General features: G+C 45.8%; 23 protein-coding genes and 1 pseudogene. 14 read left to right on the top strand and 10 right to left on the bottom strand.

The features are described 5' to 3' along the window. The first annotated feature begins 65 nt into the window (after positions 1-65). On the top strand, positions 66-2,690 hold the full coding sequence (glnD, locus tag C1S74_RS15015; RefSeq protein WP_038879145.1) for a bifunctional uridylyltransferase/uridylyl-removing protein GlnD: 2,625 nt from the start codon (positions 66-68) through the stop codon (positions 2,688-2,690). 149 nt (positions 2,691-2,839) lie between these two features. Beyond that, on the top strand, positions 2,840-3,223 hold the full coding sequence (locus C1S74_RS15010) for a DUF3461 family protein (RefSeq protein ID WP_038864687.1): 384 nt from the start codon (positions 2,840-2,842) through the stop codon (positions 3,221-3,223). 94 nt (positions 3,224-3,317) lie between these two features. On the opposite strand, the gene truC is transcribed toward C1S74_RS15010, so the two are convergent. Both truC and C1S74_RS15000 read right to left on the bottom strand, forming a co-directional pair. After that, positions 3,318-4,085, bottom strand: a complete 768-nt coding sequence (gene truC / locus C1S74_RS15005) for a tRNA pseudouridine(65) synthase TruC (RefSeq protein WP_045403993.1) — start codon at positions 4,083-4,085, stop codon at positions 3,318-3,320. A gap of 5 nt (positions 4,086-4,090) precedes the next feature. Continuing rightward, positions 4,091-4,405: a YqcC family protein gene (locus C1S74_RS15000; RefSeq protein WP_045404080.1), complete on the bottom strand. Its 315-nt coding sequence runs from the start codon at positions 4,403-4,405 to the stop codon at positions 4,091-4,093. 76 nt (positions 4,406-4,481) lie between these two features. Between C1S74_RS15000 and C1S74_RS14995 the strand changes: the two genes are divergently transcribed. Further along, complete coding sequence (locus C1S74_RS14995) at positions 4,482-5,519, top strand: DUF3549 family protein (protein ID WP_045403992.1); 1,038 nt, start codon at positions 4,482-4,484, stop codon at positions 5,517-5,519. Between the two features lie 13 nt (positions 5,520-5,532). Beyond that, positions 5,533-5,832, top strand: a complete 300-nt coding sequence (locus tag C1S74_RS14990; protein WP_039976952.1) for a DUF3301 domain-containing protein — start codon at positions 5,533-5,535, stop codon at positions 5,830-5,832. On the opposite strand, the gene C1S74_RS14985 is transcribed toward C1S74_RS14990, so the two are convergent. Beyond that, positions 5,792-6,277, bottom strand: a complete 486-nt coding sequence (locus C1S74_RS14985) for a GNAT family N-acetyltransferase (protein WP_045403990.1) — start codon at positions 6,275-6,277, stop codon at positions 5,792-5,794. The two genes, C1S74_RS14990 and C1S74_RS14985, sit on opposite strands and share 41 nt — an antisense overlap. 905 nt (positions 6,278-7,182) lie before the next feature. On the opposite strand from C1S74_RS14985, the gene C1S74_RS14975 reads away from it, so the two are divergent. The 3 genes and pseudogenes from C1S74_RS14975 to C1S74_RS14965 all read left to right on the top strand — a co-directional run bounded on the left by C1S74_RS14975 (position 7,183) and on the right by C1S74_RS14965 (position 8,733). Beyond that, complete coding sequence (locus tag C1S74_RS14975) at positions 7,183-7,476, top strand: hypothetical protein (protein WP_042600062.1); 294 nt, start codon at positions 7,183-7,185, stop codon at positions 7,474-7,476. Next, on the top strand, positions 7,473-7,916 hold the full coding sequence (locus C1S74_RS14970) for a YaiI/YqxD family protein (RefSeq protein ID WP_038864678.1): 444 nt from the start codon (positions 7,473-7,475) through the stop codon (positions 7,914-7,916). The genes C1S74_RS14975 and C1S74_RS14970 overlap by 4 nt, the downstream gene beginning before the upstream one ends. A 92-nt stretch (positions 7,917-8,008) precedes the next feature. Continuing rightward, a pseudogene (locus C1S74_RS14965) lies at positions 8,009-8,733 on the top strand (MipA/OmpV family protein). 54 nt (positions 8,734-8,787) lie between these two features. Here the strand turns inward: C1S74_RS14965 and C1S74_RS14960 are convergent. The 3 genes from C1S74_RS14960 to C1S74_RS14950 form a co-directional block, all read right to left on the bottom strand. Beyond that, a complete protein-coding gene (locus tag C1S74_RS14960; protein WP_045403988.1) occupies positions 8,788-10,374 on the bottom strand; it encodes an AbgT family transporter in 1,587 nt (528 codons plus the stop codon). 228 nt (positions 10,375-10,602) lie between these two features. Continuing rightward, a complete protein-coding gene (gene ykgO, locus C1S74_RS14955) occupies positions 10,603-10,728 on the bottom strand; it encodes a type B 50S ribosomal protein L36 (protein ID WP_005380299.1) in 126 nt (41 codons plus the stop codon). A gap of 3 nt (positions 10,729-10,731) precedes the next feature. Beyond that, positions 10,732-10,992: a type B 50S ribosomal protein L31 gene (locus tag C1S74_RS14950; protein WP_045403987.1), complete on the bottom strand. Its 261-nt coding sequence runs from the start codon at positions 10,990-10,992 to the stop codon at positions 10,732-10,734. 127 nt (positions 10,993-11,119) lie between these two features. Between C1S74_RS14950 and tsaA the strand changes: the two genes are divergently transcribed. The 5 genes from tsaA to C1S74_RS14925 all read left to right on the top strand — a co-directional run bounded on the left by tsaA (position 11,120) and on the right by C1S74_RS14925 (position 14,994). Continuing rightward, positions 11,120-11,815, top strand: a complete 696-nt coding sequence (gene tsaA / locus C1S74_RS14945) for a tRNA (N6-threonylcarbamoyladenosine(37)-N6)-methyltransferase TrmO (RefSeq protein ID WP_045403986.1) — start codon at positions 11,120-11,122, stop codon at positions 11,813-11,815. 111 nt (positions 11,816-11,926) lie between these two features. After that, the gene (locus tag C1S74_RS14940; RefSeq protein ID WP_045403985.1) at positions 11,927-13,642 is read left to right on the top strand and encodes a proline--tRNA ligase; all 1,716 of its coding nucleotides are present in this window, start codon (positions 11,927-11,929) and stop codon (positions 13,640-13,642) included. A gap of 172 nt (positions 13,643-13,814) precedes the next feature. Continuing rightward, on the top strand, positions 13,815-14,483 hold the full coding sequence (locus C1S74_RS14935) for a tellurite resistance TerB family protein (protein ID WP_045403983.1): 669 nt from the start codon (positions 13,815-13,817) through the stop codon (positions 14,481-14,483). A gap of 113 nt (positions 14,484-14,596) precedes the next feature. Then, the gene (locus tag C1S74_RS14930; RefSeq protein WP_038864665.1) at positions 14,597-14,803 is read left to right on the top strand and encodes a YaeP family protein; all 207 of its coding nucleotides are present in this window, start codon (positions 14,597-14,599) and stop codon (positions 14,801-14,803) included. Beyond that, positions 14,803-14,994, top strand: coding sequence for a DUF4250 domain-containing protein (locus C1S74_RS14925; protein WP_042600065.1), 192 nt, complete (start codon positions 14,803-14,805; stop codon positions 14,992-14,994). The genes C1S74_RS14930 and C1S74_RS14925 overlap by 1 nt, the downstream gene beginning before the upstream one ends. A gap of 92 nt (positions 14,995-15,086) precedes the next feature. Here the strand turns inward: C1S74_RS14925 and C1S74_RS14920 are convergent, their stop codons facing one another. Further along, a complete protein-coding gene (locus C1S74_RS14920) occupies positions 15,087-16,451 on the bottom strand; it encodes a sodium-dependent transporter (protein ID WP_045403981.1) in 1,365 nt (454 codons plus the stop codon). 359 nt (positions 16,452-16,810) lie between these two features. Here C1S74_RS14920 and C1S74_RS14915 point away from each other — a divergent pair, with 359 nt between their 5' ends. Then, positions 16,811-19,351, top strand: a complete 2,541-nt coding sequence (locus C1S74_RS14915; RefSeq protein WP_045403979.1) for an Ig-like domain-containing protein — start codon at positions 16,811-16,813, stop codon at positions 19,349-19,351. Between the two features lie 79 nt (positions 19,352-19,430). On the opposite strand, the gene C1S74_RS14910 is transcribed toward C1S74_RS14915, so the two are convergent. After that, positions 19,431-20,174 (bottom strand): YggN family protein, encoded by a 744-nt coding sequence (locus C1S74_RS14910; protein ID WP_082039120.1) that lies wholly within the window; start codon positions 20,172-20,174, stop codon positions 19,431-19,433. Positions 20,175-20,234: 60 nt separating this feature from the next. Next, on the bottom strand, positions 20,235-20,714 hold the full coding sequence (locus C1S74_RS14905) for a GreA/GreB family elongation factor (protein WP_045403976.1): 480 nt from the start codon (positions 20,712-20,714) through the stop codon (positions 20,235-20,237). A gap of 91 nt (positions 20,715-20,805) precedes the next feature. On the opposite strand from C1S74_RS14905, the gene C1S74_RS14900 reads away from it, so the two are divergent. Beyond that, positions 20,806-22,731 (top strand): RecQ family ATP-dependent DNA helicase, encoded by a 1,926-nt coding sequence (locus C1S74_RS14900; protein WP_045403974.1) that lies wholly within the window; start codon positions 20,806-20,808, stop codon positions 22,729-22,731. On the opposite strand, the gene dinB is transcribed toward C1S74_RS14900, so the two are convergent. Continuing rightward, a complete protein-coding gene (dinB, locus tag C1S74_RS14895) occupies positions 22,728-23,756 on the bottom strand; it encodes a DNA polymerase IV (protein ID WP_020195479.1) in 1,029 nt (342 codons plus the stop codon). The genes C1S74_RS14900 and dinB overlap by 4 nt on opposite strands. Positions 23,757-23,841 lie beyond the last annotated feature (85 nt).

The following is a 23,841-nucleotide window of genomic DNA, read 5'->3' as shown; positions in this document are numbered from 1 at the left end:
GATATTTTTTATCTGCTTCAAATTTGTTAGATTGCTTACAGTAGCAAGTTGCACGGATAGCAAATATGACTCTTCAGTCCCCTCTTTCGTTTACCGATGAACAGATCAACATCGCTGAACTTAAGCAAGAACTCGAAAAATTCAGTTCATTCCAAAAACAAGAATTTCTTAACCACCATCCGGTCACCAATTTGGTGTTGTCACGCGCTGAGTACATGGACTTACTCCTCAACCGTTTGTGGCAACACTTTGGCTTCAAAGACATCCATAATATATCGCTGGTTGCAGTAGGTGGCTATGGGCGTGGTGAGTTACACCCCCTTTCTGATATCGATATTTTGATTTTGTCGAACAACAAATTACCGAACGCCCTTGAAGCTAAAATCAGTGAATTCATTACTCTACTTTGGGATTTGCGCCTCGAAGTCGGTCATGCCGTTCGAACTGTTGCTGAATGTGCGGAAATTGGCCGAGCGGATTTAACCGTTGCGACCAACCTACAGGAAGCACGTTTGTTGTGTGGTAGTGAAGACACTTTCCAAGCGTTGAAGAAAGTGGTGCTGTCTGACTCTTTCTGGCCAAGTGAAACCTTTTACCGCGCCAAGATTCAAGAACAACGTGAGCGCCATGCTCGTTACCATGACACCACCTACAACCTTGAACCTGACATCAAGTCAACCCCAGGCGGTCTACGGGATATTCACACTTTAAGTTGGGTAGCGCGTCGTCACTTTGGTGCGACTTCATTGCTGGAAATGAGCCGCTATGGCTTTCTTACCGACGCAGAGTACCGTGAGTTGGTTGAGTGTCAGGATTTCTTATGGCGAGTCCGTTTTGCTCTGCATATTGAACTACGCCGTTATGACAACCGTTTAACGTTCGGACATCAAGCACAAGTGGCTGAACATTTGGGCTATGTCGGCGAAGGTAACCGCGGCGTCGAAATGATGATGAAAGAGTTCTACCGTACGCTTAGACGTGTAGCAGAGCTTAATAAAATGCTTCTCAAACTGTTTGATCAAGCGATCATCAACGGTGGCGCCTCTGCAGATGCCGAAATCATTGATGAGGATTTCCAACGCCGTGGTTCACTGATCGAGGCTCGCAAACCCGCGCTATTCCAGGCTCGCCCTGAAACCATTTTGGATATGTTCCTGCACATCGCCAATGATTCGAGCATCGAAGGCGTGAGCCCTCCTACGTTGCGTCAGTTACGTACTGCGCGTCGTCGCTTGAACAAGTTTTTGCACACTATTCCTGAAGCGCGTGAAAAGTTTATGGCGCTGTGTCGTCATCCAAATGCGCTGCATAAGGCTTTCAGTCTGATGCACAAACTTGGTGTACTGGCGGCGTATCTTCCGCAATGGAGCCAAATTGTCGGTCAGATGCAATTTGATTTGTTCCATGTTTATACCGTGGATGAACATAGCATTCGCCTACTCAAACACATCAATACTTTTAGCTACGCAGAAAACCACAGTAAGCACCCGATTTGCTGCGAAGTTTACCCTCGTATTCAAAAGAAAGAATTGCTGATTCTGGCTGCGATTTTCCATGATATCGGTAAAGGACGTGGTGGCGATCACTCCGTTATTGGTGAAGGTGAAGCGTATGATTTTTGTATTGAGCACGGCCTATCTAAACCTGAAGCGAAATTGGTAAGTTGGCTAGTAAGGCATCACTTACTGATGTCTGTGACCGCTCAGCGACGCGATATATACGATCCAGACGTCATCACTGAGTTTGCGAAACAAGTACGTGATGAAGAGTATCTTGAGTACCTCGTATGCCTGACTGTTGCCGATATCTGTGCGACTAACCCAGAGCTTTGGAATAGCTGGAAGCGTACCCTGCTCGCGGAATTGTTCTACTCAACTCAGCGCGCGCTGCGTCGCGGCTTGGAGAACCCTGTGGATGTTCGTGAACGTATACGCCACAACCAGCAAATGGCGTCAGCGCTACTGCGTAAAGAGGGTTTCTCTGCACGCGAGATCGAGGTGCTTTGGCAGCGCTTTAAAGCCGACTACTTTTTGCGTCATACCCATAAACAAATTGCTTGGCATTGTGAGAACTTGCTGCGTATGGAAGACGCAAGTAAACCACTGGTTCTGATCAGCAAAAAAGCCACGCGTGGTGGTACCGAAGTGTTCGTCTACTGCCCAGACCAACCAGCCCTATTCGCGACGGTGGTTGCAGAGCTCGATCGTCGTAATTTTAACGTTCATGATGCGCAGATCATGACCAGTAAAGATGGCTATGTACTCGATACCTTTATGGTGCTAGATCAACACGGTAAAGCAATTGAAGAAGGTCGTCATGGCGCTGTCACCAAGCACATTACTCACGTATTGGAAGACGGTCGTCCGACAAAAATCAAAACACGTCGTACACCAAATAAACTTCAGCACTTTAACGTCAAAACCAAAGTCGACTTCCTGCCAACTAAGAGCAAGAAACGCACTTTAATGGAGTTCGTGGCGCTTGATACGCCCGGGCTTCTCGCCAAAGTGGGGCGTACGTTTGCAGACTTAGGCATTAACTTACACGCCGCTAAGATCACCACAATTGGGGAACGTGCAGAAGATTTGTTTATCCTCACAAGTGATGCCGGTGGCCGTCTGAGTGATGAGCAACAAGACGAATTGCGCGAGAAGCTGATTGAAAAGTTGTCCGATTCTGTTTCTGCTTAAAGGCGATTAAGCAATAAAACGGTGGGCAAGAACCAGAGCGATCTTGCCCACAAGTTGAGCAATTTGACTAAATATCAGCTATCTAGCTCATAAATGGGCTGCTACAGTTATACGGAAAACTTATTCTAGTTATGAGACAGAGGTAGCCTATGTATCCCCACCTCACTGGTTTGGGTATCCACGAGCCAAAACAAATTGAACGTTACTCCCTACGCCAAGAAGCACACAAAGACGTCCTCAAAATTTACTTCCACAAACAAAAAGGCGAGTTCTTTGCCAAAAGCGTTAAGTTTAAATATCCACGCCAAGTAAAGAACGTCTTGGTCGACAGCGGCAGTCATAAGTACAAAGAAATTACTGAAATTAATCGTAACTTAACTCTAGTCATCGACGAATTAAACAAGATAACTAAACCGGTGAAAACAGCAGAAGTGGACGTGAAGCAGAAGATTCTGTCCGATCTTCGTCACCTGGAAAAAGTGGTTTCGAGTAAGATCGCCGAGATCGAAGCGGATCTAGAAAAGCTGAAATAAAACGTTAAGAACTAAACAATTTAAAAGGGGTTGGTATCGATACCAACCCCTTTCTTTTTGATTGAATCAAAGCGGAGCTCATCAAACTAACGGCTTATTGCACCAATGATTCATCCCACTCGAATCGTGCAAACAATTGCTGCCACGTTTCATCAATACCCGCTTTCATTACGATCTCTTGCTCGGTAAATGGGTGGACAAAACGTAACTCCGACGCGTGCAGCAACAAACGGTGCGAATCAAACTCTGTGCGATACAACTTGTTATGCTTACCATCACCATGGCTGGTGTCACCGACGATAGGATGACGTAGATGGGCCATGTGACGACGCAGCTGATGCTTACGCCCTGTCTTCGGCTTCATCTCCATCAAACAATAGCGAGTGGTTGGGAACTTACCTGTTGAATACGGCACCTCAACTTTCGCTAACGGTTTGTAGGCTGTCACTGCGTCCTGCGCTTCTTTCTCTTGCGAAGAAAACTTATCGGCAATTTTGTCCAATTCAACTTTTAGCGCGTAATCGAGGACGCCTTCTTCCTCAATCCAACCTCGAACAATAGCGTGATAGGTTTTCTCCATCTTATGTTCAGCAAACATCGGCATCACTTGCGATGCAACTTCACTCGACAATGCAAACACAAGCACACCAGACGTCGGACGATCCAGACGGTGCAAAGGAAACACATGTTGGCCAATTTGGTCGCGCAGCGTTTGCATCACGAAAACTGTTTCGTGTTTATCTAGCCAACTTCGGTGCACCAACATACCTGCAGGCTTATTCACTGCGACAAAGTACTCATCCTGATAAACGATCTCCAATTCCACTGGAGTAACAACTTGTGATGTTTCTTGTTCTGACATTGAGATTACTTACATAGTTCGTCGATGGTTCGGATGGTTACAAGTAGCTCAGCATAATGTGGTTCTTGCTTCCAGGCTTCCGCGAAATACGGCTCGATAGAAAAGCCACGCGGCAAAGGCTGGTTACTTTCCACTAACGCGCGCATACGTGCAATAAAAATCCACTGTAACCACTCATGGGGATGCAGCGTATCAATCGCGAAAGGTTCTGTGCTCTGTAACGCTTCTGCCGTAGGCATGGTTTGTTGCCACAGCTCATGGTGCTGTAATTGCGCTTCAAGTTGTTGAAGTAAGTCGACCAATTGGATGTTTGTTGCCATTAATTCCGTCTCGAACCTTGAATTAGCCGAGAATGATACCATTTCTTGTGAAAAGAACATTAGGATGTCGTATTTAATGGAAAACATTCAAACCCTCACCCAGTTGCTAAGCAACAGCCAATGTGAGTATCAAATCTTCGACCTTGGTCGTCGTATCAAGACCATCGAACCACAAGTATTTGCTGATGTGGAAAAAGGTCAATGCCCATACCCATTCCCAATGCAACGCAAAGCACACCTTGCCATCGCGTATTGGAATGAACAAAAGCAACCGTGGATTTGGTTTCTAAAATTTGAGCTGGATGAACGTGGTTTGCTAAAGCAATCCGATATCGGTAACTTCATTAAATACGTTGTAGAGGCGATGGGAACTCGTCTGAATGAGGAAATGTCGGAAGAGCAACAACAAAAGCTTTCTAACAACCCATATACTTTCAAACCCGCTGAAGAGAAGATGGCGGTATTTCATAGCCGAGTTCGCGCTAGTTTAGATTTACCCACCAGCCAGTATTACGAACATACTCAGCACTATTTCACTGGTGGTCTCGGTTGGGAAAACTGGCAAACCGTTGGTCTACAAGGTATTACTGATATGGCCGCACGCCTTGGCCAAGAGCAAAATGCGGTGACACTACGTAAGGCCTTAAACCATCTACCAAACGAACCACGCTACGCTCTGCTTGGTGCTTTAGAACATGTAGAACTGCAAGAGCGCCTAGCACAGCGTATTGCAGAACAAGCACAGCAAGAGATTGAAAGTGATGAGCCTGATCTGTTCCTATTATCTGCGTTAATCCGTGCTCTAGCAGGCGCATCGTCGGAAATTTCACTGCCAGTGTTAAACACAATTTTACAAAGCCCACGTTTAAGTCATCAAGAGGTCTTAATTGGTATCGCAGGCCGCACTTGGCACTTATTGGCTGATGCAAATGTCGCTGAGCAGTTTTTACTGCGCCTTGCGCAAACAGGCAACCAAGCACTCTTCAACCAATTATTTGCCGACTTAGTGATGCTGCCAGAACTAAGAATGGTTCTGCTACCTCTATTACACTCTAGCCCATCGGAAGAGCTAGCGACGGCATTAGTCAAATTGCAGCAAGCGACTAAGGGATAATAAAGGATTAGGGATGATTGGTGACTTACTAGCCATTTTAGGGCTGTGCTTTTTCTGCTTTTTGTTCTGGCAACAAAGACGCCAATCAGAATTAGCGAAAGCGGCTATTACACGCAAATGCGAGCAACTTGATCTGCAATTGGTCAGCATCGCATTTGGAGCACATAAAATGAAAACGCCAGACGGAATCTGGCGTTGGCATACAGTGTATCAATTTGAGTTTTCATCCCTTGGTGACGATTGCTACCAAGGAGAATTGACGATGATCGGATTTAGGCCGCTGAACTTTCACCTACCGCCACATCGCTTGTAAATTCCATTTCAAAGTAAGGGCCGTGTAGGTCCTTGCTTTCTCTTGTCTTTGTAAATCCAAGTTTTTCCAGTACTGCCATGGATGCTTTGTGATGACTATTCACATTCGCTTTGACCTTGTGTAGTCCAAGCTCACGGCACGCCTTCGGGAAAAACGCCTTTAGCGCTTCTGTTGCTAATCCTTTACCCCAATAAGCTTTATCAAAGATAAATCCCAGCTCTGGTTCATGCTCCAGATTCGAAATGAACACGTGTCCCATATAGTCACGGCTGGTACTCTCAAGTACCGCCATACTGTAGACATTTTCATCATCCAGAATCTTCTCAAACAACTGTTTCGCAGAAGACACGGTATGTGGTCCATTCATCTCTGCGCGATTCTTAGCGCAGCAATTTAACATCACGAACTCTAGTTGCAACGACTCATTGTAGGGTAGAAGAAGCATTCTTCTGGTTACTATGGTCACATCTGTTCCTTGATTACAGCAAACTTAATTTATCCGCATAGCAGAAGCTCAAGAGCTCTTCATTTGTTATGCGGTACATAACGCCTTTTAGAGAAGCCGAAAGTTAAACCAACTGATTGGAAAGGATATTGATCTGGATTGTTTTTTATTCAGTGTTATGAGGAATTTATAAATTATGTGATATTGACACTTTTAATTATCTGAAATTATGAAAGTGCAAAATAAGAAAGACCCCGACACTAGCGTATCGGGGTCATAGTCTTACTCGCAGCAGTCCGGCTACTAAATAGTGCTCCATGCATCATCCATAATAGTGGCTGATTCCGTCAGCTTAGTCCTTACGTCGCCGTCCTAGCGGTGTCCTTATCATCCTGATAGCTAACAATCCTCGTTAGCGCGCATCACTTGTTCCTTGAGCGGTGTCCATTGCATCTTCCTGATGCTGTCCTTACCTCAATCCTAAGAGGGGTCCATTGTCTATCCTTAGTCATCAACATCCTATTGATGATTGTGTCCTTACAATGTCCTGCGCTCCGTGCTTGATCACTCATCCTGAATAATCAAATCGTCGTCCTGACGATGACCAAATCCTTGGTGCTTTCCTGTTCCATGTCTGCTTCCTGCCGACAAGGTTTAATTTACGCTTTTCCTTTTAAATCACAATCAGCCCAAGACATTCTTTTGTTTAAAAACTTAGTTAAAAAGATGTTAAATCGTTATTTTTCATAATCTTATACCAACTAATTTCTTTTGTTCTGACGACGAAATCGTTTTCTCTCACAACCTCTGTGAGAGATCTCGCACAAGGGACTGCCGAAATTGCCATTCGCTAATTTCAGCGCCTCATCGTATGATGACAGAAGTCATTTTAGTAGGGACAAAATATGTTAACTCAAGACGTCACTAAAGAGCTGGAAGCCGTGATGGAGCAGTTGCAACAGCAAGGTAAAGAGCCAACCGTTGCTCTGGTCAAAGCTCGAATGAAAACACCTGTGCCTATGCCAGCATTAATCGCAACCATCAAAAGTTGGAAAAGCGCGAATCGCATTCCTAAAGTTGAAGTTGCGGTACAAACACCGAAAGAAGAAGATCGCATCACTGTTCTGGAAAACACGGTAGCTAAACTGGTGGCTCGTGTTGAAGAGCTTGAAGCCAAACTAAATGAGAAAACAGCATGAAATTATGGGTAGATGCGGATGCTTGTCCGAAAGTCATTCGTGAGACTATCGTACGTGCCGCTGAACGAACCGGTGTTGAGTGTACCTTTGTTGCAAACCACGTGGTTCCTGTACCAAAGCGAGCAAATATTCACTCTCTGCAAGTGCCTGCCGGTTTTGATATTGCGGATAACGAAATTGTTCGTCGTGTCGAAGCCAATGATCTGGTGATCACATCAGATATTCCACTTGCAGATGAAGTCATTAGCAAAGGCGCATTGGCGCTAAGTTCACGAGGCGAGCTTTACACGAAAGATACTATCAAAGCGCGACTCAATATCCGTGACTTTATGGATACCATGCGATCAAGCGGTATTCAAACGGGAGGGCCAGCAGCGCTGTCTCAAACGGAACGTCGCGAGTTCGCCAATCACCTCGACAGAATCCTCGCAAAACGTTAGGCATACATTTTTACCCACGAAAATCGTCGCCAGTGAAATGAGAACCTCAAAACTCCGTTCTTTGTTGTTATAACAAGAATGGAGTTTTATTTATGAACGCACGGATCGCCGTCCCCTTTTCATTACTTTTCTTTTCTACGACGTTGCTTGCCAGCCAAGAACCCTTTGGCATTGTTGGCGGCAGTATCACCTCTGGCGAAAGCGCTTTTTCCGTCAAAGACACACCTAAGTTTGGCGCGACACCTAACTTGTTCTATTCGGGCCCCATTGGCTTTGTCGATGGCAGCTTAGCCAACTGGCAAGCATTAACTTATTTGGGCCTATCGGCTAATTGGCGCTTTGCGGGAGTCTCCAACACCTTTGTCGATTTACCAAATGGCATCAACGATCGCGATGGCAATGGTGAGTTCGGCATTACCTTGGGTACGGTTGGAGCAAGATTGACTTATCTGCATGATGTCACCTCAGAGCACAATGGTTACGAAGTTCAACTGCATCTCGGTCGGACACTAGAAACTTGGTTACCACCGTTTACCCTCACCCCCTTTCTAGAAGTCGATTACCGAGATAAAAACTCTCTAACCATCTGTACAGTGTCTCTGCGCAAGAGGCAGCTACATCTGGGTTAAACGAGTTCAAAGCCGATTCTACTTTTGTTTACCAAGCGGGAATTATCGGTTTGTATGAGTTCACACCATCATGGATTGGCATTTCTAAAGCTGAGTTTATGCCTCACGATAGTGGCAGCCCTTTGGTTCAGCGTGACGTGGGCTGGTCGTTTGAAGTCGGCCTAACCTATCGTTTCGCAGGTCTTTGAACGAAAAAAGCCTGCGATAAACGCAGGCCTTTGGGAGCTGAGTGAGGTTACCTATTAAGGCGTGTAGTATGTTGCCGCACCAGGACCTACTGGTAGACCGAATACGAATACCCACAGGTAGAACAGCACACTCCAACCAACAAGGAAGACAATCGAGTAAGGCAACATGGTCGCGATCAGCGTACCGATACCTAGATTCTTCATGTAGCGCGTTGCTACCGCAAGGATAAGACCGAAGTAGCTCATCATTGGGGTGATGATGTTCGTCGTTGAGTCACCGATACGGTAAGCCGCTTGAATGGTTTCAGGAGCGTAACCGACTAGCATTAACATTGGTACAAAGATTGGTGCTGTTACTGCCCACTGTGCTGATGCTGAACCAATCATCAAGTTGATGAAGCCACACATTAGGATGAAGGCAAAGAACAACATTGGGCCAGTTAGACCGATTTCTTGTAGGAAGCTTGCGCCAGCTACTGCAAACACTTGACCAAAGTTCGTCCACTTAAAGAAAGCAACAAATTGCGCAGCAAAGAATACCAGCACGATGTACATGCCCATTGAAGACATTGACTTCGACATGGCATCAATGACATCACGGTCATTCTTCATCGTGCCAACTACGCGACCGTACACAAAACCCGGTACCGCGAAGAAAACAAAAATAAACGCAACGATACTCTTCAAGAATGGAGAGCCCGCTACTGTGCCAGCGTCAGAACGTAGAACACCATCAGCAGGAACAATAGTCCATGCTAGTAGTGCAGAAACTGCCAGTACTGCGATACCCGCAAGCTTAAGACCTTTCTTCTCTTGGTCTGTTAGGCTGCCCATTTTGTCTTGAGACAGGTCTTCTGCGGCTTCTTCTTCATTGTATTTGCCAAGTTTTGGCTCAACGATTTTTTCAGTAACGAATGCACCAGTAATCGCGATGAAGAACGTCGAAACAAACATGAAGTACCAGTTTACTTCTGGACCAACAGTGTAAGTTGGGTCAATCATCTGCGCTGCTGTTTCAGTGATGCCTGATAACAGTGGATCAACCGTACCGATAAGTAGGTTCGCAGAGTAACCGCCCGATACACCGGCAAATGCCGCTGCAAGACCAGCAAGTGGGTGACGACCTAATGAGTGGAACAGCATTGCTGCCAGTGGAATCAATACCACGTAGCCAAGCTCAGATGCCGTGTTTGAAATGATACCAGCGAAAACAACGGTTACGGTAACCATGCGCTGAGAAGCGCCCATTACTAGGCCACGCATTGCAGCAGAAAGTAGACCAGAATGTTCTGCAATGGCAACACCAAGCATCGCAACCAATACGGTACCTAACGGTGCGAAGCCAACAAAGTTTTTCACTAGGTTAGTCACAATCAGCTGTAAGCCTTCCGCGTTTAATAAGCTTACGACTTGGATCATGCCATCAGCAGCGCGACCTGGAGCGCCTTCTGGACGCGGGTCTACAACAGAAACTTCGAAGTAACCGGCGATGCCAGACGTGACGAGGATAGCAAGACAGAAAATGGCGAAAAGTGTGATTGGGTGGGGTAAAAGGTTCCCCAAATATTCAACTGTATCTAAGAAGCGCGTGAATAGTGGCTTCTTTGGCGAGTTTTGTTTCATTGAAGCAGATGAACTCATCTGTTCCCTCCTTGTATTTATTCCTGCGCATTTGTGACAAAAATGTCATAAAGCCTGCGCAGGGTACTCGACACAAGGGTTAAGTGAAAGTTCAAAGCGTTACAGAATGTAACCAAAAGGCGAATTTATGACCCATTATGGATAAAAATATAGTTATATCACCCACATAAAGATCATAAATCAGGATTATAAGTAACTGTATTCCATAAATTACCACGATATTCATGGTTATTTCTGCACCGCCTTAAAGCGTGGGTTCGTCTTGCAAATAACGTATAAACGCCCTCTTCTTTTTACGATCTGGCAATCTGGGTGACGGCTTTTTGCGCTCTTTAATGACTTAACAACCTTCATTTTTTACTCCTTATCTTTACTGAATTGACCAAAGCGGCGATTGAAGTTCGCAATACGACCTTCAGCTTGTACGACACGTTGCTTACCTGTGTAAAACGGGTGAGAGGCAGATGACACATCCAGTGTGAAATATGGGTAAGTCTTGCCGTCTTTCCATTCAATGGTGCGATCAGTTTGCAGTGTTGAACCAACAACAAAGTATTCGTCTACGCTGGTGTCATGAAATACCACAGGACGGTATTCAGGATGAATGCCTGGTTTCATATTAAAATTTCCCTCTCGATTAATTGTTATGATATAACATATCAATTAGTAATCATTATCAACAAAAAAGCAAGCGGAATTTTGTGGTACTTTAGTTTTCATCTTCCATGTATAAGACACCATATTCATGTATTCCATTGAGCCTATTGGCGTAATTGAAAGCCCATATAAAGAGAAGTTTGCGGTCCCTCGCCAACCTCGCTTGGTGCCTGCAGCGCGTTCACGCGTCAAACTTCAAGGCGCAGCAAATAGTCCAGAAGCCCTTCGTGGTTTAGAGCAGTTTTCTCATGTATGGCTACTGTTTTTGTTTGATCAAAACTTAGAAGCGGGATGGAAGCCCACCGTGCGCCCGCCTCGTTTAGGAGGCAATGAACGTGTTGGCGTCTTTACGTCACGTTCTACCTTCCGTCCCAATGGCATTGGTATGTCGGCAGTGGAAGTCAAAGGTATTAGTAAGAAAGGCGATCAGATCTATTTGGATCTTGGTAACGTAGATTTGGTCGATGGCACGCCGATTATCGATATCAAGCCATACATCCCCTACTCGGATTCGATTGTAGAAGCACAAGGTGGTTACGCAGAAGAAGAACCCGAAACATCTCAGGTCGACTTCTCTTCAGCTGCACTGGCGGCAGTCGAAAAGCGTGACGATACTGAGTATGTCAAAACGGTGATCGAGCAAGTTCTGGCACAAGATCCTCGTCCGGCTTACAAGAAAAATAAGCCTGACAATAAGGAATATGCGGTAAATTTGTTCGATCTGAACGTTAAGTTCACGGTTAGCGATAACTTAATAACAGTTACTGCGATTGAAAGCTTTTGACAAAGGCATTTGGCTGATATTATAAGCGGCTAACAATTTTCCCTTTGTGGGACCTTCATGCTCCTGTCCATTCTGGCTTGAGTATCTAACTTTAATAAACGGATAAATTTAATGCGTACCAGTAATTATCTTCTTTCTACTCTGAAGGAGACTCCAAACGACGCAGAAGTAGTGAGCCACCAGCTCATGCTACGCGCGGGTATGATCCGTAAGCTGGCTTCAGGTCTATACACCTGGCTGCCTACTGGTCTACGTGTGCTGCGTAAAGTCGAAAACATCGTTCGTCAAGAAATCGACAATGCAGGTGCAGTCGAAACTTTGATGCCCGTTGTTCAGCCGTTTGAACTATGGGAAGAGACAGGTCGTTCTGAGAAGATGGGTCCTGAGTTACTTCGCTTTACTGACCGTCATACTCGTCCGTTTGTTCTTAGCCCTACAGCTGAAGAAGTGATCACTAGCCTTGTGCGTAACGAAGTGAGCTCTTACAAACAGCTTCCGCTAAACCTGTACCAAATCCAGACTAAATTCCGTGATGAACGTCGTCCACGTTTCGGCGTAATGCGTGCACGTGAATTCTGCATGATGGATGCATACAGCTTCGACATCGACAAAGAAGGTCTAGAGAAATCTTACCAAGCGATGCACGACGCTTACTGTAAAGCATTCGATCGCATGGGTCTTGAGTACCGTCCAGTACTTGCTGACTCTGGCGCTATCGGTGGTAGTGGTTCTCAAGAGTTCCACGTACTTGCTGAAAGCGGCGAAGACCTAATCGCATTCTCTACTGAGTCTGATTACGCAGCGAACATCGAAAAAGCAGAAGCGGCAGCACCTGCAGGTGAGCGCGCTGAGCCAACTCAAGAGATGACGTTAGTTGATACGCCAAACGCGAAAACAATCGCGGAGCTTGTAGAGCAACACGGTCTAGCAATGGAGAAGACAGTGAAAACTCTATTCGTAAAAGCGTCTGATGAAGTAGATGCTGACATCATTGCTCTTATCGTTCGTGGTGACCACGAGCTAAACGAAGTGAAAGCAGAAAACCTACCTCAAGTTGCTTCTCCATTAGAGATGGCATCAGAAGAGGAAATGCGTGCACTGATCGGTGCTGGCGCTGGTTCTCTAGGCCCTGTTGGTCTTGAACTGCCATTCATCGTTGACCGCTCAGTTGCTGTAATGAGCGACTTCGGCGCAGGTGCAAACATCGACGGCAAACACTACTTCGGTATCAACTGGGGCCGTGACGTTGAATTAGGCCAAGTTGAAGATCTACGTAACGTAGTAGAAGGCGATCCAAGCCCATGTGGTCAAGGCACGCTAATGCTTAAACGTGGTATCGAAGTTGGTCACATCTTCCAACTAGGTAATGTTTACTCTCAAGCGATGAACTGTGGCGTTCTTGGTCCTGACGGTAAAAACGTTATCTTAGAGATGGGTTGTTACGGTATCGGTGTATCTCGTGTTGTTGCTTCTGCAATCGAACAGAACCACGACAAATACGGCATCATCTGGCCAGACGCACTAGCGCCTTTCCAAGTGGCTATCGTTCCTATGAACATGCACAAATCTGAAGAAGTGAAAGAAGCGGCTGAGAAGCTGTACGCTGAACTGACTGCTATGGGTATCGAAGTGCTATTCGATGACCGTAAAGAGCGCCCAGGCGTAATGTTCTCTGACATGGAACTGATCGGTGTTCCTCACACTATCGTGATCGGTGATCGTTCAATGAAAGAAGGCAACTTCGAGTACAAGAACCGCCGCTCTGGTGAGAAAACAGCGATTGCTATGGCAGACATCGTTGAGCACGTTAAAGCTCAACTACAATAAGCTGCAATAAGCACATTGTGCTGAATACAGAGTGATAAAAAGGGTTGGCTTCGGTCAGCCCTTTTTTACGTCTGTTTTTTAAGCCTTTTGGCCCTATCTAATATTGGCGCTGTTAATCTTTGGTTCAGATTCATCACCTTACACTGGATTCAATCTAGTAAGGAGGTCATTCATGGATCTAAAAAGTCTTCTTAACCAGGCGCTCAAATCAGACCTAATCAAGAAAGGTACCGATGCGATTGGTAAACAAACCAGCAATATCAAATCCTCATCAAGCTCTAGCCAACTAAAAACACTTGGTGCCGGCGCGATTGGTGGCGGTCTTATCGGCATGTTAATGGGCTCTAAAAAGAGCAAAAAGATGGCCAAGAAAGTCGGTACAGGCGCACTCAAAGTCGGTGGCGCAGCGGCATTAGGAGCTCTGGCTTACAAAGTCTACAACGATTGGCAAGCGAAGCAGGACACACAAGGCGTCAACGAAAGCTTCGATCCTGATGACAACAAACATGCAAAACTGATCCTTAAAGCCATGATTGGTGCAGCCAAAGCCGATGGCCACGTCGATGAACAAGAAATGGCTCGCATCGAACAAGCACTGACAGAAATGGGCGCAGATGATCATGTAAGACAGTTGGTTCATCAAGAGCTGCATAAACCTCTCGATCCAGCAGAAATCGCGCGCTTAGCAACGTCGCCACAACAGGCATCAGAAATTTATCTGGCGTCGTTGATTGTGGCCGATGAGCAAAACTTTATGGAGAAAACGTATTTGCAGGAGCTTGCGAAGCAGCTCAACCTTTCTCCAGAGGTCACTTATCAGTTAGAAGCACAATTACAGTGATGAATGTTTGCTCAAGTTGCGTGTTAACTTGAGCCAAAACAATTCTCTGCTTTGAGTTTCAAAACGGCTATGTGTATATTTGAGAGCAGTTATCATTTCTTAAGGATTTAGCCATGCAAGTATACGGCTGTTGTGAATTAGTTCGTGAGCTTTACGCTCAAATCGGTAGTGGCGATCAAGGCTACATTCCTCAAGCGATCTCGTGTGCAGTAAAAGCGTTAAACGACATCGCTGCCGACGAATCCCTACCAAAAGAAGCTCGTGAAAAAGCCGCGTTTGCAGCAGCAAACCTGCTGATTTCAGATTTTGAGGATAAGTAATGAATCTGGCAAATTTTGAGTCCATGGATCCAATCATGTTAATGAGCATCGTCAATATGAAGCTGCGTGACGACTTTGGCGGTGATCTGGATAAGTTGGTCGTATTTTTTGATATCGACCGTGCTGCGCTTGAAGCAAAGCTAGCGACGGCAGGTTTCGATTTCTTACCTGATGCAGGTCAGTTCCGTTAATCGTGAGCCGAGACGGATAGCAAAAACACGAATAGAAAAAAGGGCTTGATGCATTCATCAAGCCCTTTTCTTTTATGTTTTGAGTCAGCTTATTAGCCGAACGAAGCCCAGATAACAGTCGCCACGAGAATCGGACAAACAAACTTCACGTATGCAGGCCACAACTTACCAAACCAACCTTGAGTGAACTCAGGACAACCTTGTTCAAGCTCTTTGATTTTCGAGTGACGATTCCATACCCAACCACCAAACAGACAGAACAACAGTGCTGCCATCGGTTGTAAGTATTGCGTCGCGATAGTCGCAACCATGCCAAAAAGTGCGCCGAAGTTAAATACGATAACCACACTGAACAACGCAATCAGGCCACCCAATACCCAGCTTGTCGTGCTGCGTTTAGTGTTAAATCGCTCACCAACCAGAGCAACCGGACATTCAAGCATCGAGATAGAAGACGTCAATGCTGCAATCGTCAGTAGTAAGAAGAATACGATTGAGAACAGTTGGCCAAGCAAACCTAAACTATCAAACATCAGCGGTAGAACTGTAAACACCAGTGTATCTGAACTTAATAGCGAGCCATCTTCTGCATAGATTTGAACGCCTTTTTGCATCGCAACGAACATTGCAGGCATCACCACTAGACCAGCAATAAAGGCAACCGCGGTATCAACCATAGTCACGTTCATTGCCATCTTCGGTAGGTTCTCTTTCTTACTTAGGTAAGAGCCATAGATAAGCATCGAACAGCCACCGATGGTCAGTGAGAAGAAGCCTTGACCCATTGCTGCAAGGATAAGCTTACGGTCCCAAACTTTCTCGAAGTCCGGCACTAGGTAGTGCTTCAAACCTTCCATCGCGCCGTTTTGCGTCATGATGTAGATGAACAGCAAACCAAACAGCACAAACAGTGCTGGCATTAGACGTGTAGACCACTTCTCAATACCCTGCTTCACGCCGCCTTGTACGATCAAAATGGTTAATACATAAAATGTAATCGTACCAAACAAGTTGCGTTCAACGCTGAAGCCTTTTAACCATTGTGTCGCCGCTTCCATGCCCATGATGTCGGTAACTGCACCCAACATAAAGCAGATCAACCAACCGCCTACAATCGAGTAAAACGCCAACACTGCACTCGGCACACTTAGGCCAATCCAACCAACAAGGCCGCCTAGCTTTTTGCCTATAGGGTTTTCCGTAAGAGAGCGCATGCTATCAACGGGGTTTGCCTGACCATGACGACCGATCGCCATTTCAACCACCAGCATAGGAAAAGCAACAATAAGAATCATCACCAAGTACACCAACAAGAAGGCGCCACCGCCGTTACTTGCTGCTTGGGTAGGAAAGCCCCAAATGTTCCCTAGACCTACTGCAGCACCAGCTGCCGCTAAGATGAATCCAAGGCGTGAGCCAAAATGCTCACGAGGCTGAGAAGAAGTTTGTTGTGTCATACCACTCACACAAAATATCAATGAACTAGCTAACTAGTACAGTATAGCAATATCTTCTACTCAACAAGAATGGTTAGGTTAATTACTCGACAATCAGAACAATTAGCAGACATTCAGTTTGTAAATTTCCACGTACATCTCATATTCACCAAGTCTCCCACTCCTCCCTTTTGATGGATTTATAAATCAGCGTGAAGTGAGCCGAAAAATAATGAGCCGCGCTGTAAAGCACGAATAGTTCAGCGTGATTTCGTGTTGAAAAGTGAAACACAACGCTTCGATTTTCTCTCCTGATGTCTATTTATCAACTAGTTATCTAATTAGTTCAACAGAACATCTTGTAACTCAAGGAGAGAAAAATGAAGGTCACGCTACTGCATGGTGCGGTCATCGCGGCACTCAGTGTCAGCTACCAAGCTCAAGCTTATAACTGCCAAAATTTATCAGCATGGGATGGTACCACCGTTTATAACTCTGGCGATCAAGTACAGACCCAAGGCGCAGCTTATGAAGCGGCCTATTGGACTCAAGGCAATAATCCGGTAAACAACTCGGGACCATGGGAGGCTTGGAAAGGCCTTGGGCAATGTGATGGTGGTGGTACAAACCTACCTCCAACAGTCTCATTCTCTTCTCCAACCGATAACGCACAGATACCAGAAGGCAGCGTAATAACGCTATTAGCCAATGCTGCTGATGAAGATGGGCAAATCGCTCAAGTAGAGTTCCTTGCTGGGAATCAAACTGTTGCAATGGTAAGCCAAGCCCCTTTCCAAGCTCACTGGACTGCAGTCGAAGGCACCTCTCAGTTAACGGCAATTGCAACAGATAATGAAGGAGCGGTGACCACTACAAATGTCTCTATCTTCGTTCAATCACAAACCGAATTGCCACCTCCAACCGTATCTCTAACGAGCCCAACAGGTACAGAAACACCAAATGTAGGTGACACTATTTCGGTAACGGCCGATGCAGCAGACAGCGATGGTTTAGTCACCCAAGTTGAGTTCTTCGTAAACAACCAATCCGTTGCCGTCGATACTGCGGCTCCATATGAATACGTCTGGACCGCAGCAGTCGGTACTCATACCTTTAAAGCGCAAGCAACCGATGATTCGAACCTGTCAACCATGAGCCAAGAAGTCTCGCTCGTCGTCAACGATTCTAGTTCTGGCGGTTGTGCAGACGCCGTGCCTTATGTGGCAGGTAACCGCTATGAAGCAGGTGCACTCGTCTCTAACCTGAACCAGAAATATCGCTGTGATGTTGCAGGCTGGTGTTCTTCGGATGCAGCTTGGGCTTATGAGCCGGGTGAAGGTTTGTACTGGCAGGATGCGTGGACTGGGCTAGGAGCCTGTTCGACACCGCCTCAAGTAGCCATTACCGCCCCAAGCGAAGGACAAGTCTTGCTAGCAGGCGACAGTGTTGAAGTCTCAGCGGATGCCAGCGATGCAGACGGTAGCGTTACTCAAGTGGAGTTCTTTGCCAATAACACGAGCCTCGGTGTTGTGGCTCAAGCACCATACTCAGTCCTGTGGAATGCCACTCTGGTTGGAGCCAACCAGCTAAAAGCTATTGCGACAGACAACGACAACAACACATCAGAATCTTTAGTTAACGTAACAGTGAGTGACCAAGATTTGGTGATTTCCTTGACGTCACCGAGTGCAGGTCAAACAGTCGGTTTAGGTAAGAATCTCGTTCTAAGCGCAGATGCAACCTCATTAACCTCTGGCGTTAAACACGTCGACTTTATGGTGAACGGTGCGATTGTCGCAACAGACACGATGGCACCTTACTCAGCGAACTGGACACCTGCCGCGATTGGCAGCTTTACGGTAAGCGCTCAAGCCACCGACCTTGCAGGTACAACAGCGCTTTCTGATGCCGCATCGATTACCGTTGTTGAACAAACCGAGAAACGCCACAAGTTGATTGGTTACTGGCACAACTTCGTAAACGGCGCTGGCTGCCCTATCCGCTTGGCGGACATGTCTGATGCATGGGATGTCATTGATATTGCCTTTGCAGAAAACGACCGCAACAGCGATGGTACCGTGCACTTCAATCTTTACTCTGGTGACATCTACAGTGATTGCCCAGCATTAGATCCAACCCAGTTCAAGCAAGACATGGCCGCACTGCAAGCCAAAGGTAAGAAGTTTGTTCTGTCTCTTGGTGGCGCAGAAGGCACGATTACGCTCAACACAGACCAAGATGAAGCAAACTTCGTTTCAAGTCTGACCGGATTGATTGCTGAGTGGGGTTTTGATGGTTTGGATGTGGATCTAGAAAGTGGATCTAACCTACTGCATGGTTCGCAAATCCAAGCACGTTTAGGTGGTGCTTTGTTACAAATCGAGCAGAACATGGGCGGCGATATGTACTTAACTATGGCGCCTGAGCATCCTTATGTCCAAGGTGGCTATATCGCTTATAGCGGCATTTGGGGCGCATACATTCCTGTGATCAACGAAACACGCAGCACGCTCGACCTGCTACACGTTCAGCTATACAACAACGGTGGCTTGCCAAACCCTTACCTGCCAGGCTCTGCGCCAGAGGGTTCGGTCGATATGATGGTAGCGCAATCTAAAATGTTAATTGAAGGCTTTGAACTTGCAGACGGTACTATGTTTGAGCCGCTGCGTGATGACCAAGTGGCGATTGGCTTACCATCAGGTCCAAGCTCAGCTAACTCAGGTCAAGCGCCAACACAGAACATCCTAGACGCATTAGATTGCTTAACCAAAGGCACGTCATGTGGCACAGTGAAACCAGCGTTTAACTACCCGAATTATGCGGGAGTAATGACGTGGTCAATCAACTGGGATGAACATGATGGCTTCAACTTCTCGAAACCAGTAGGAGATAAGTTGACTCAAATGAACGCAGAGTAATTCGCTTAGCTGCGAGCTAAAAACCTAATAAAAAGAGCGCCGATGATTGGCGCTCTTTTTAACTCTGTGGACTTGAACGTTAAATCGTAAAGACTTGGTAGTCTTTTAACGCAGGGATTTTCTTCAATAAATCCTGTTCTTGGTCTGCCATATCATCCAGTGATTCACACAAATCTTCCGCTTGTTTTTCGACGTCTTTCGAATGCTCAGCTAAGCGTTCTTGTACCTTGGCTTGCAGTTCCGTCATGCTTTCAGACAGCGCAGTTAAGTTCAAACCACCGTCTTCTTTCATCTTGGCAGATAAGGCATCAAATGCGCTGGTTAGGAATTCTTTGTTAAAGATTTCTTGTGCCTTTTCGAAGTCTTGTGACCATGATTCTGTCATCGAATCAAAGCTGTCAGCAGGTAGAATAAAATCACCGTCTTTGTAATAACGGGCTTCTACATCGGCAAAGAAATCCTTTACCGCAACTTTAACGTTATCAAACGAGTCAGGCGCATCAAGGCTTACTGCGATATCATCTATGATGTCATTTGCTAGCGCTAAGCCATCACTCGCCAGCTGTTTCGCTTGTGGAATATAAGCATTCATCTTCTCGCGATAGTCTTCAATTGCCGCTTTTTGATCGGCATCGAGCTCAACCTGCTCACCTTTAATGAACAAGTTGTTGTCTTCATCTACGACTGCCTTTTCGCCGTTCGTATGGACAATCTCCAAATTCTGGCCATCCATTCGAACTTCATTGTTAATATCCACACGACACTTAGCCGCATAACCACTTGCACTGATGGTCAACAAGGAGAATGTGAGCAGTTTCTTCATGACTTTCTCTTCTATCATAATTATTTCTGTTAACTATAACAGCCAACTATGGATACGATGTCAGTAAACCGTCACGACTTCATAACAAGTTGTTTTATCGCCAATTTTAACATCAATATCTTCCCCTTCTTCTTTCCCTAGCAAAGCTTGCCCTAGCGGAGATTTAGGCGTAAGAACAAACACATCCTTACCCAGCCACTCAACGGTTGCTCCTCCAGAGCATGGCCCTATAAAGAAAGCTTTTTCAATATCATTCTCATCCATTAGCTCAACATAAGCGCCAACAGCAATTGGTCCATTGGTGCAATCACGAATCACTAAGCTACGATACTGGCGAAGCTCTTCTTCGCTTTCTTGCACGCGCATTGCCTGTCCATGCGCAAGATAAGATGCCTCAAGTGCTAGCGTATCGTATTTATGCTCAGGGACGGTTTCTTCATCCGTAGCGGCGTCAATTGCTCGTTGTGTAGAGGCGTGAGCAACTTGCAGCTTCTCTTCTAAGTGTTGAATGATAATTTGGACTAAGTCAGCTTTGTTCATACTTTTAGGGCGCGCATTAAGCATTTAGAATGTGGTAATTTAAAGAATCGTTTTCTGCGACAGTTTACCATCAAATAGAGGTTTCCCTATTATGCAAAGTGACCCACTTCAGCAAACACTTCAGTCTGTGTTTGGTTTTGATTCTTTACGATCAGGACAGCAACCCGTCATTGAAGCTGTGATGAGTGGTCATTCCGCTGCCGCAATCTTTCCAACTGGCTCAGGTAAATCACTTTGTTACCAACTGCCCGCGACTTTGCTACCCAATCTAACGTTAGTGATCTCGCCGCTTTTGGCTTTAATGAAAGACCAATTAAGCTTTCTACAAAGTCGAGGGATTCCTGCGGCATCAGTGGACAGCAGCCAAAGTCGAGAAGAAACTCAACAAGTAATGGCGGGCGTAAAAAGTGGCAAGATTAAAATCTTGATGATCTCGGTTGAACGCTTGAAGAACGAACGCTTTCGAGAGTTTATTCGTCAAATTCCTATCTCTTTAATGGTGGTCGACGAAGCGCACTGTATCTCTGAATGGGGCCACAACTTCCGCCCTGATTACCTCAAACTTCCACAATATCAGCAAGACCTCAACATCAAACAATCTCTATTGTTAACCGCCACTGCAACCCCTGCGGTTATTGAAGATATGCAGAAGAAGTTCAATATCGCGAGTGAACACATTACAGTGACTGGCTTTTATCGCCCTAACCTTGATATCTCCGTTGTTCCTTGTGAAGAAGCGAATAAGACCACTCAACTTGGCGATCTTATTACGGCTGCACCAAAACTTCCTACCATCGTCTACGTGACACAGCAGCAAACCGCCGAGCAAGTGGCAAAGTCTTTGATCCATTTAGGCGTCAATGCACATGCTTACCACGCTGGCATGAAAAGCGAAATCCGCGAACAGATTCAACATCAATTTATGGCGTCACAAATTGACTGCATTGTCGCGACCATCGCGTTTGGTATGGGAGTCGATAAATCCGACATTCGCCGAGTAATTCACTTTGACTTACCTAAGTCAATCGAGAACTACGCGCAAGAAATTGGACGTGCAGGGCGTGATGGCGAGCGCTCAGAATGCATTTTACTTGGGAATACTTCGGGCTTGACCGTCCTAGAAAACTTTGTGTTTGGTGATACTCCAGAACCTAGCTCGATTCATTATGTGTTGGAACAAATTCGCGAGCATGCTCCTCAATGGGAGGTGATGGCTTTGCGTTTATCTCGAGACAGTAACATTCGTCAGTTGCCACTAAAGACATTGCTAGTTTATTTGGAACTCGCCCAAGTTATTACGGCAAAATACAGTTATTTTGCTGAATATCGCTTCAAGTTTTTGCAAGACCAATCTTTCATCCTCAATCAGTTCCAAGGTGAACGACGTCAGTTTATTGAAGCTATTTTTGCTTGCTCGACCAAAGCGAAAGTATGGTGCCAGGTGGATTTGGAAGCGTTATGGATGAACTATCAATCTGAGCGTAGCCGTGTGGTTGCGGCGCTTGATTACTTCCACCAAAACGGTTGGATTGAATTAGAAAGCAAGCAGCTAACGGATGTGTATTCGGTTCTCCCTGCTACTCAAAACCAAGAAGCGACCTCTCAACATTTGGTTGAACTGTTCCAATCCAAAGAACAAAAAGACATTGAACGAATTCATACGATGTTGAATCTGTTCCAATCATCGGACTGCTTGAGCTATCAATTAGCACATTACTTTGCTGATCACAATGCACCGACGCAATGTGGTCACTGCTCAGTATGTCGTGGACAAGTCGCATCGTTCACTCAGACAAAACAAGAGCAGCCTGAACTGGCACATTTGTCCACTTGGGTTGATGAGTTTGTTCAGCTTTCACCAACGGCGATCAGTAATGCCGCCGTAGCTCGATTCCTATGTGGTATTAGCACGCCAATCATCACTCAACTTAAAGCCAGTAAACTACGAGGCTATGGTTCAATGGCGAATGTCTCCTTTGAACAAGTGCTCAAGCAAGTTGAGTTAGCGCGAGCTTAGAAGAAACTCAATTGCCGTGCTTGTTCTTCAGGCTTGAGCATCACACTCAAGCCTAACAAGCGTATCTCTCGGCCGTTTTGACGTTTAAGAATGTCTCTTAACAGAACTTTGAAGTCATCCAGTTCCAGTTGAGGGTGAATGTGCTCAATCGTTGTGAGTTGAAAGTCAGCAAACTTGAGCTTGATACCCTGCTTGATGATCGATTTATCTGGACTGGCTTTTTCTAAGCGTCTCTCCAGTTCAGGGTACAGCTTATCTTCAATCACCTTCCAACATTCGTCGTAAGTCGAAATGTTTTCGCTAAAGGTTCGCTCTACTCCAACCGATTTGCGTTCACGTTCCACCACCACTTCGCGATCATCAATACCATGACTGCGTTTCCAAAGCGAAGCGCCTTGACGCCCGAACTGACGCAATAGTTCACGGTAATCACTGTTTTTTATGTCTTCACATAGATAGAAGCCAGCCTGATGGAGTTTCTCTAAACTCACTTTGCCAACACCTGGGATCTTTTCCAAAGGCAGTTTATCTACCACCTCTTGGACTTTATCGGGTGGGATCACAAACTGACCATTGGGTTTGTTCATGTCTGAAGCGACTTTGGCGAGAAACTTAATCGGAGCAATACCTGCAGATGCAGTAATTCCCAGCTCATTTCGGATGTCATTACGAATCGATTCCGCAATCAAGGTCGCGGAACCACGACATACCGTAGAGTCGGTAACATCGAGATAAGCCTCATCAAGAGAAAGCGGTTCAATAAGCGATGTATATCGTTCAAAGATGGCGCGAATCTGCTGAGAAACTTGTTTATACACGTGCATGCGCCCCGGAACGACGAGGAGGTTCGGACATAGTTGTAATGCTCTTGCGGTTGGCATTGCACTGCGTACACCAAACTTACGTGCTTCATAATTACACGTGCTGATGACACCTCTCTGCTTCTCATGGCCACCTACTGCAAGCGCAATACCACGGTAATTTGGATTGTCTCGCATTTCTACCGCCGCATAGAAACAATCCATATCCACGTGAATAATTTTTCTTACTCGCTCAATCACGCTCTACACACAAATACACTGTTCAAAAACACAGTATAGCTGCAAATAT

The sequence above is a fragment of the Vibrio hyugaensis genome (assembly GCF_002906655.1).
Lineage (GTDB): Bacteria > Pseudomonadota > Gammaproteobacteria > Enterobacterales > Vibrionaceae > Vibrio > Vibrio hyugaensis.
Note: the sequence above shows the minus strand (reverse complement) of the source record. Positions and strands in the feature narration are given on the sequence as shown.

Excerpts from the sequence above, each read along its gene's own strand:
- glnD (WP_038879145.1), top strand. The coding sequence starts at position 66 with ATGACTCTTCAGTCCCCTCTTTCGTTTACCGATGAACAGATCAACATC.
- C1S74_RS15010 (WP_038864687.1), top strand. The coding sequence starts at position 2,840 with ATGTATCCCCACCTCACTGGTTTGGGTATCCACGAGCCAAAACAAATT.
- truC (WP_045403993.1), bottom strand. The coding sequence starts at position 4,085 with ATGTCAGAACAAGAAACATCACAAGTTGTTACTCCAGTGGAATTGGAG.
- C1S74_RS15000 (WP_045404080.1), bottom strand. The coding sequence starts at position 4,405 with ATGGCAACAAACATCCAATTGGTCGACTTACTTCAACAACTTGAAGCG.
- C1S74_RS14995 (WP_045403992.1), top strand. The coding sequence starts at position 4,482 with ATGGAAAACATTCAAACCCTCACCCAGTTGCTAAGCAACAGCCAATGT.
- C1S74_RS14990 (WP_039976952.1), top strand. The coding sequence starts at position 5,533 with ATGATTGGTGACTTACTAGCCATTTTAGGGCTGTGCTTTTTCTGCTTT.
- C1S74_RS14985 (WP_045403990.1), bottom strand. The coding sequence starts at position 6,277 with ATGCTTCTTCTACCCTACAATGAGTCGTTGCAACTAGAGTTCGTGATG.
- C1S74_RS14975 (WP_042600062.1), top strand. The coding sequence starts at position 7,183 with ATGTTAACTCAAGACGTCACTAAAGAGCTGGAAGCCGTGATGGAGCAG.
- C1S74_RS14970 (WP_038864678.1), top strand. The coding sequence starts at position 7,473 with ATGAAATTATGGGTAGATGCGGATGCTTGTCCGAAAGTCATTCGTGAG.
- C1S74_RS14960 (WP_045403988.1), bottom strand. The coding sequence starts at position 10,374 with ATGAGTTCATCTGCTTCAATGAAACAAAACTCGCCAAAGAAGCCACTA.
- ykgO (WP_005380299.1), bottom strand. The coding sequence starts at position 10,728 with ATGAAGGTTGTTAAGTCATTAAAGAGCGCAAAAAGCCGTCACCCAGAT.
- C1S74_RS14950 (WP_045403987.1), bottom strand. The coding sequence starts at position 10,992 with ATGAAACCAGGCATTCATCCTGAATACCGTCCTGTGGTATTTCATGAC.
- tsaA (WP_045403986.1), top strand. The coding sequence starts at position 11,120 with ATGTATTCCATTGAGCCTATTGGCGTAATTGAAAGCCCATATAAAGAG.
- C1S74_RS14940 (WP_045403985.1), top strand. The coding sequence starts at position 11,927 with ATGCGTACCAGTAATTATCTTCTTTCTACTCTGAAGGAGACTCCAAAC.
- C1S74_RS14935 (WP_045403983.1), top strand. The coding sequence starts at position 13,815 with ATGGATCTAAAAAGTCTTCTTAACCAGGCGCTCAAATCAGACCTAATC.
- C1S74_RS14930 (WP_038864665.1), top strand. The coding sequence starts at position 14,597 with ATGCAAGTATACGGCTGTTGTGAATTAGTTCGTGAGCTTTACGCTCAA.
- C1S74_RS14925 (WP_042600065.1), top strand. The coding sequence starts at position 14,803 with ATGAATCTGGCAAATTTTGAGTCCATGGATCCAATCATGTTAATGAGC.
- C1S74_RS14920 (WP_045403981.1), bottom strand. The coding sequence starts at position 16,451 with ATGACACAACAAACTTCTTCTCAGCCTCGTGAGCATTTTGGCTCACGC.
- C1S74_RS14915 (WP_045403979.1), top strand. The coding sequence starts at position 16,811 with ATGAAGGTCACGCTACTGCATGGTGCGGTCATCGCGGCACTCAGTGTC.
- C1S74_RS14910 (WP_082039120.1), bottom strand. The coding sequence starts at position 20,174 with ATGAAGAAACTGCTCACATTCTCCTTGTTGACCATCAGTGCAAGTGGT.
- C1S74_RS14905 (WP_045403976.1), bottom strand. The coding sequence starts at position 20,714 with ATGAACAAAGCTGACTTAGTCCAAATTATCATTCAACACTTAGAAGAG.
- C1S74_RS14900 (WP_045403974.1), top strand. The coding sequence starts at position 20,806 with ATGCAAAGTGACCCACTTCAGCAAACACTTCAGTCTGTGTTTGGTTTT.
- dinB (WP_020195479.1), bottom strand. The coding sequence starts at position 23,756 with ATGGATTGTTTCTATGCGGCGGTAGAAATGCGAGACAATCCAAATTAC.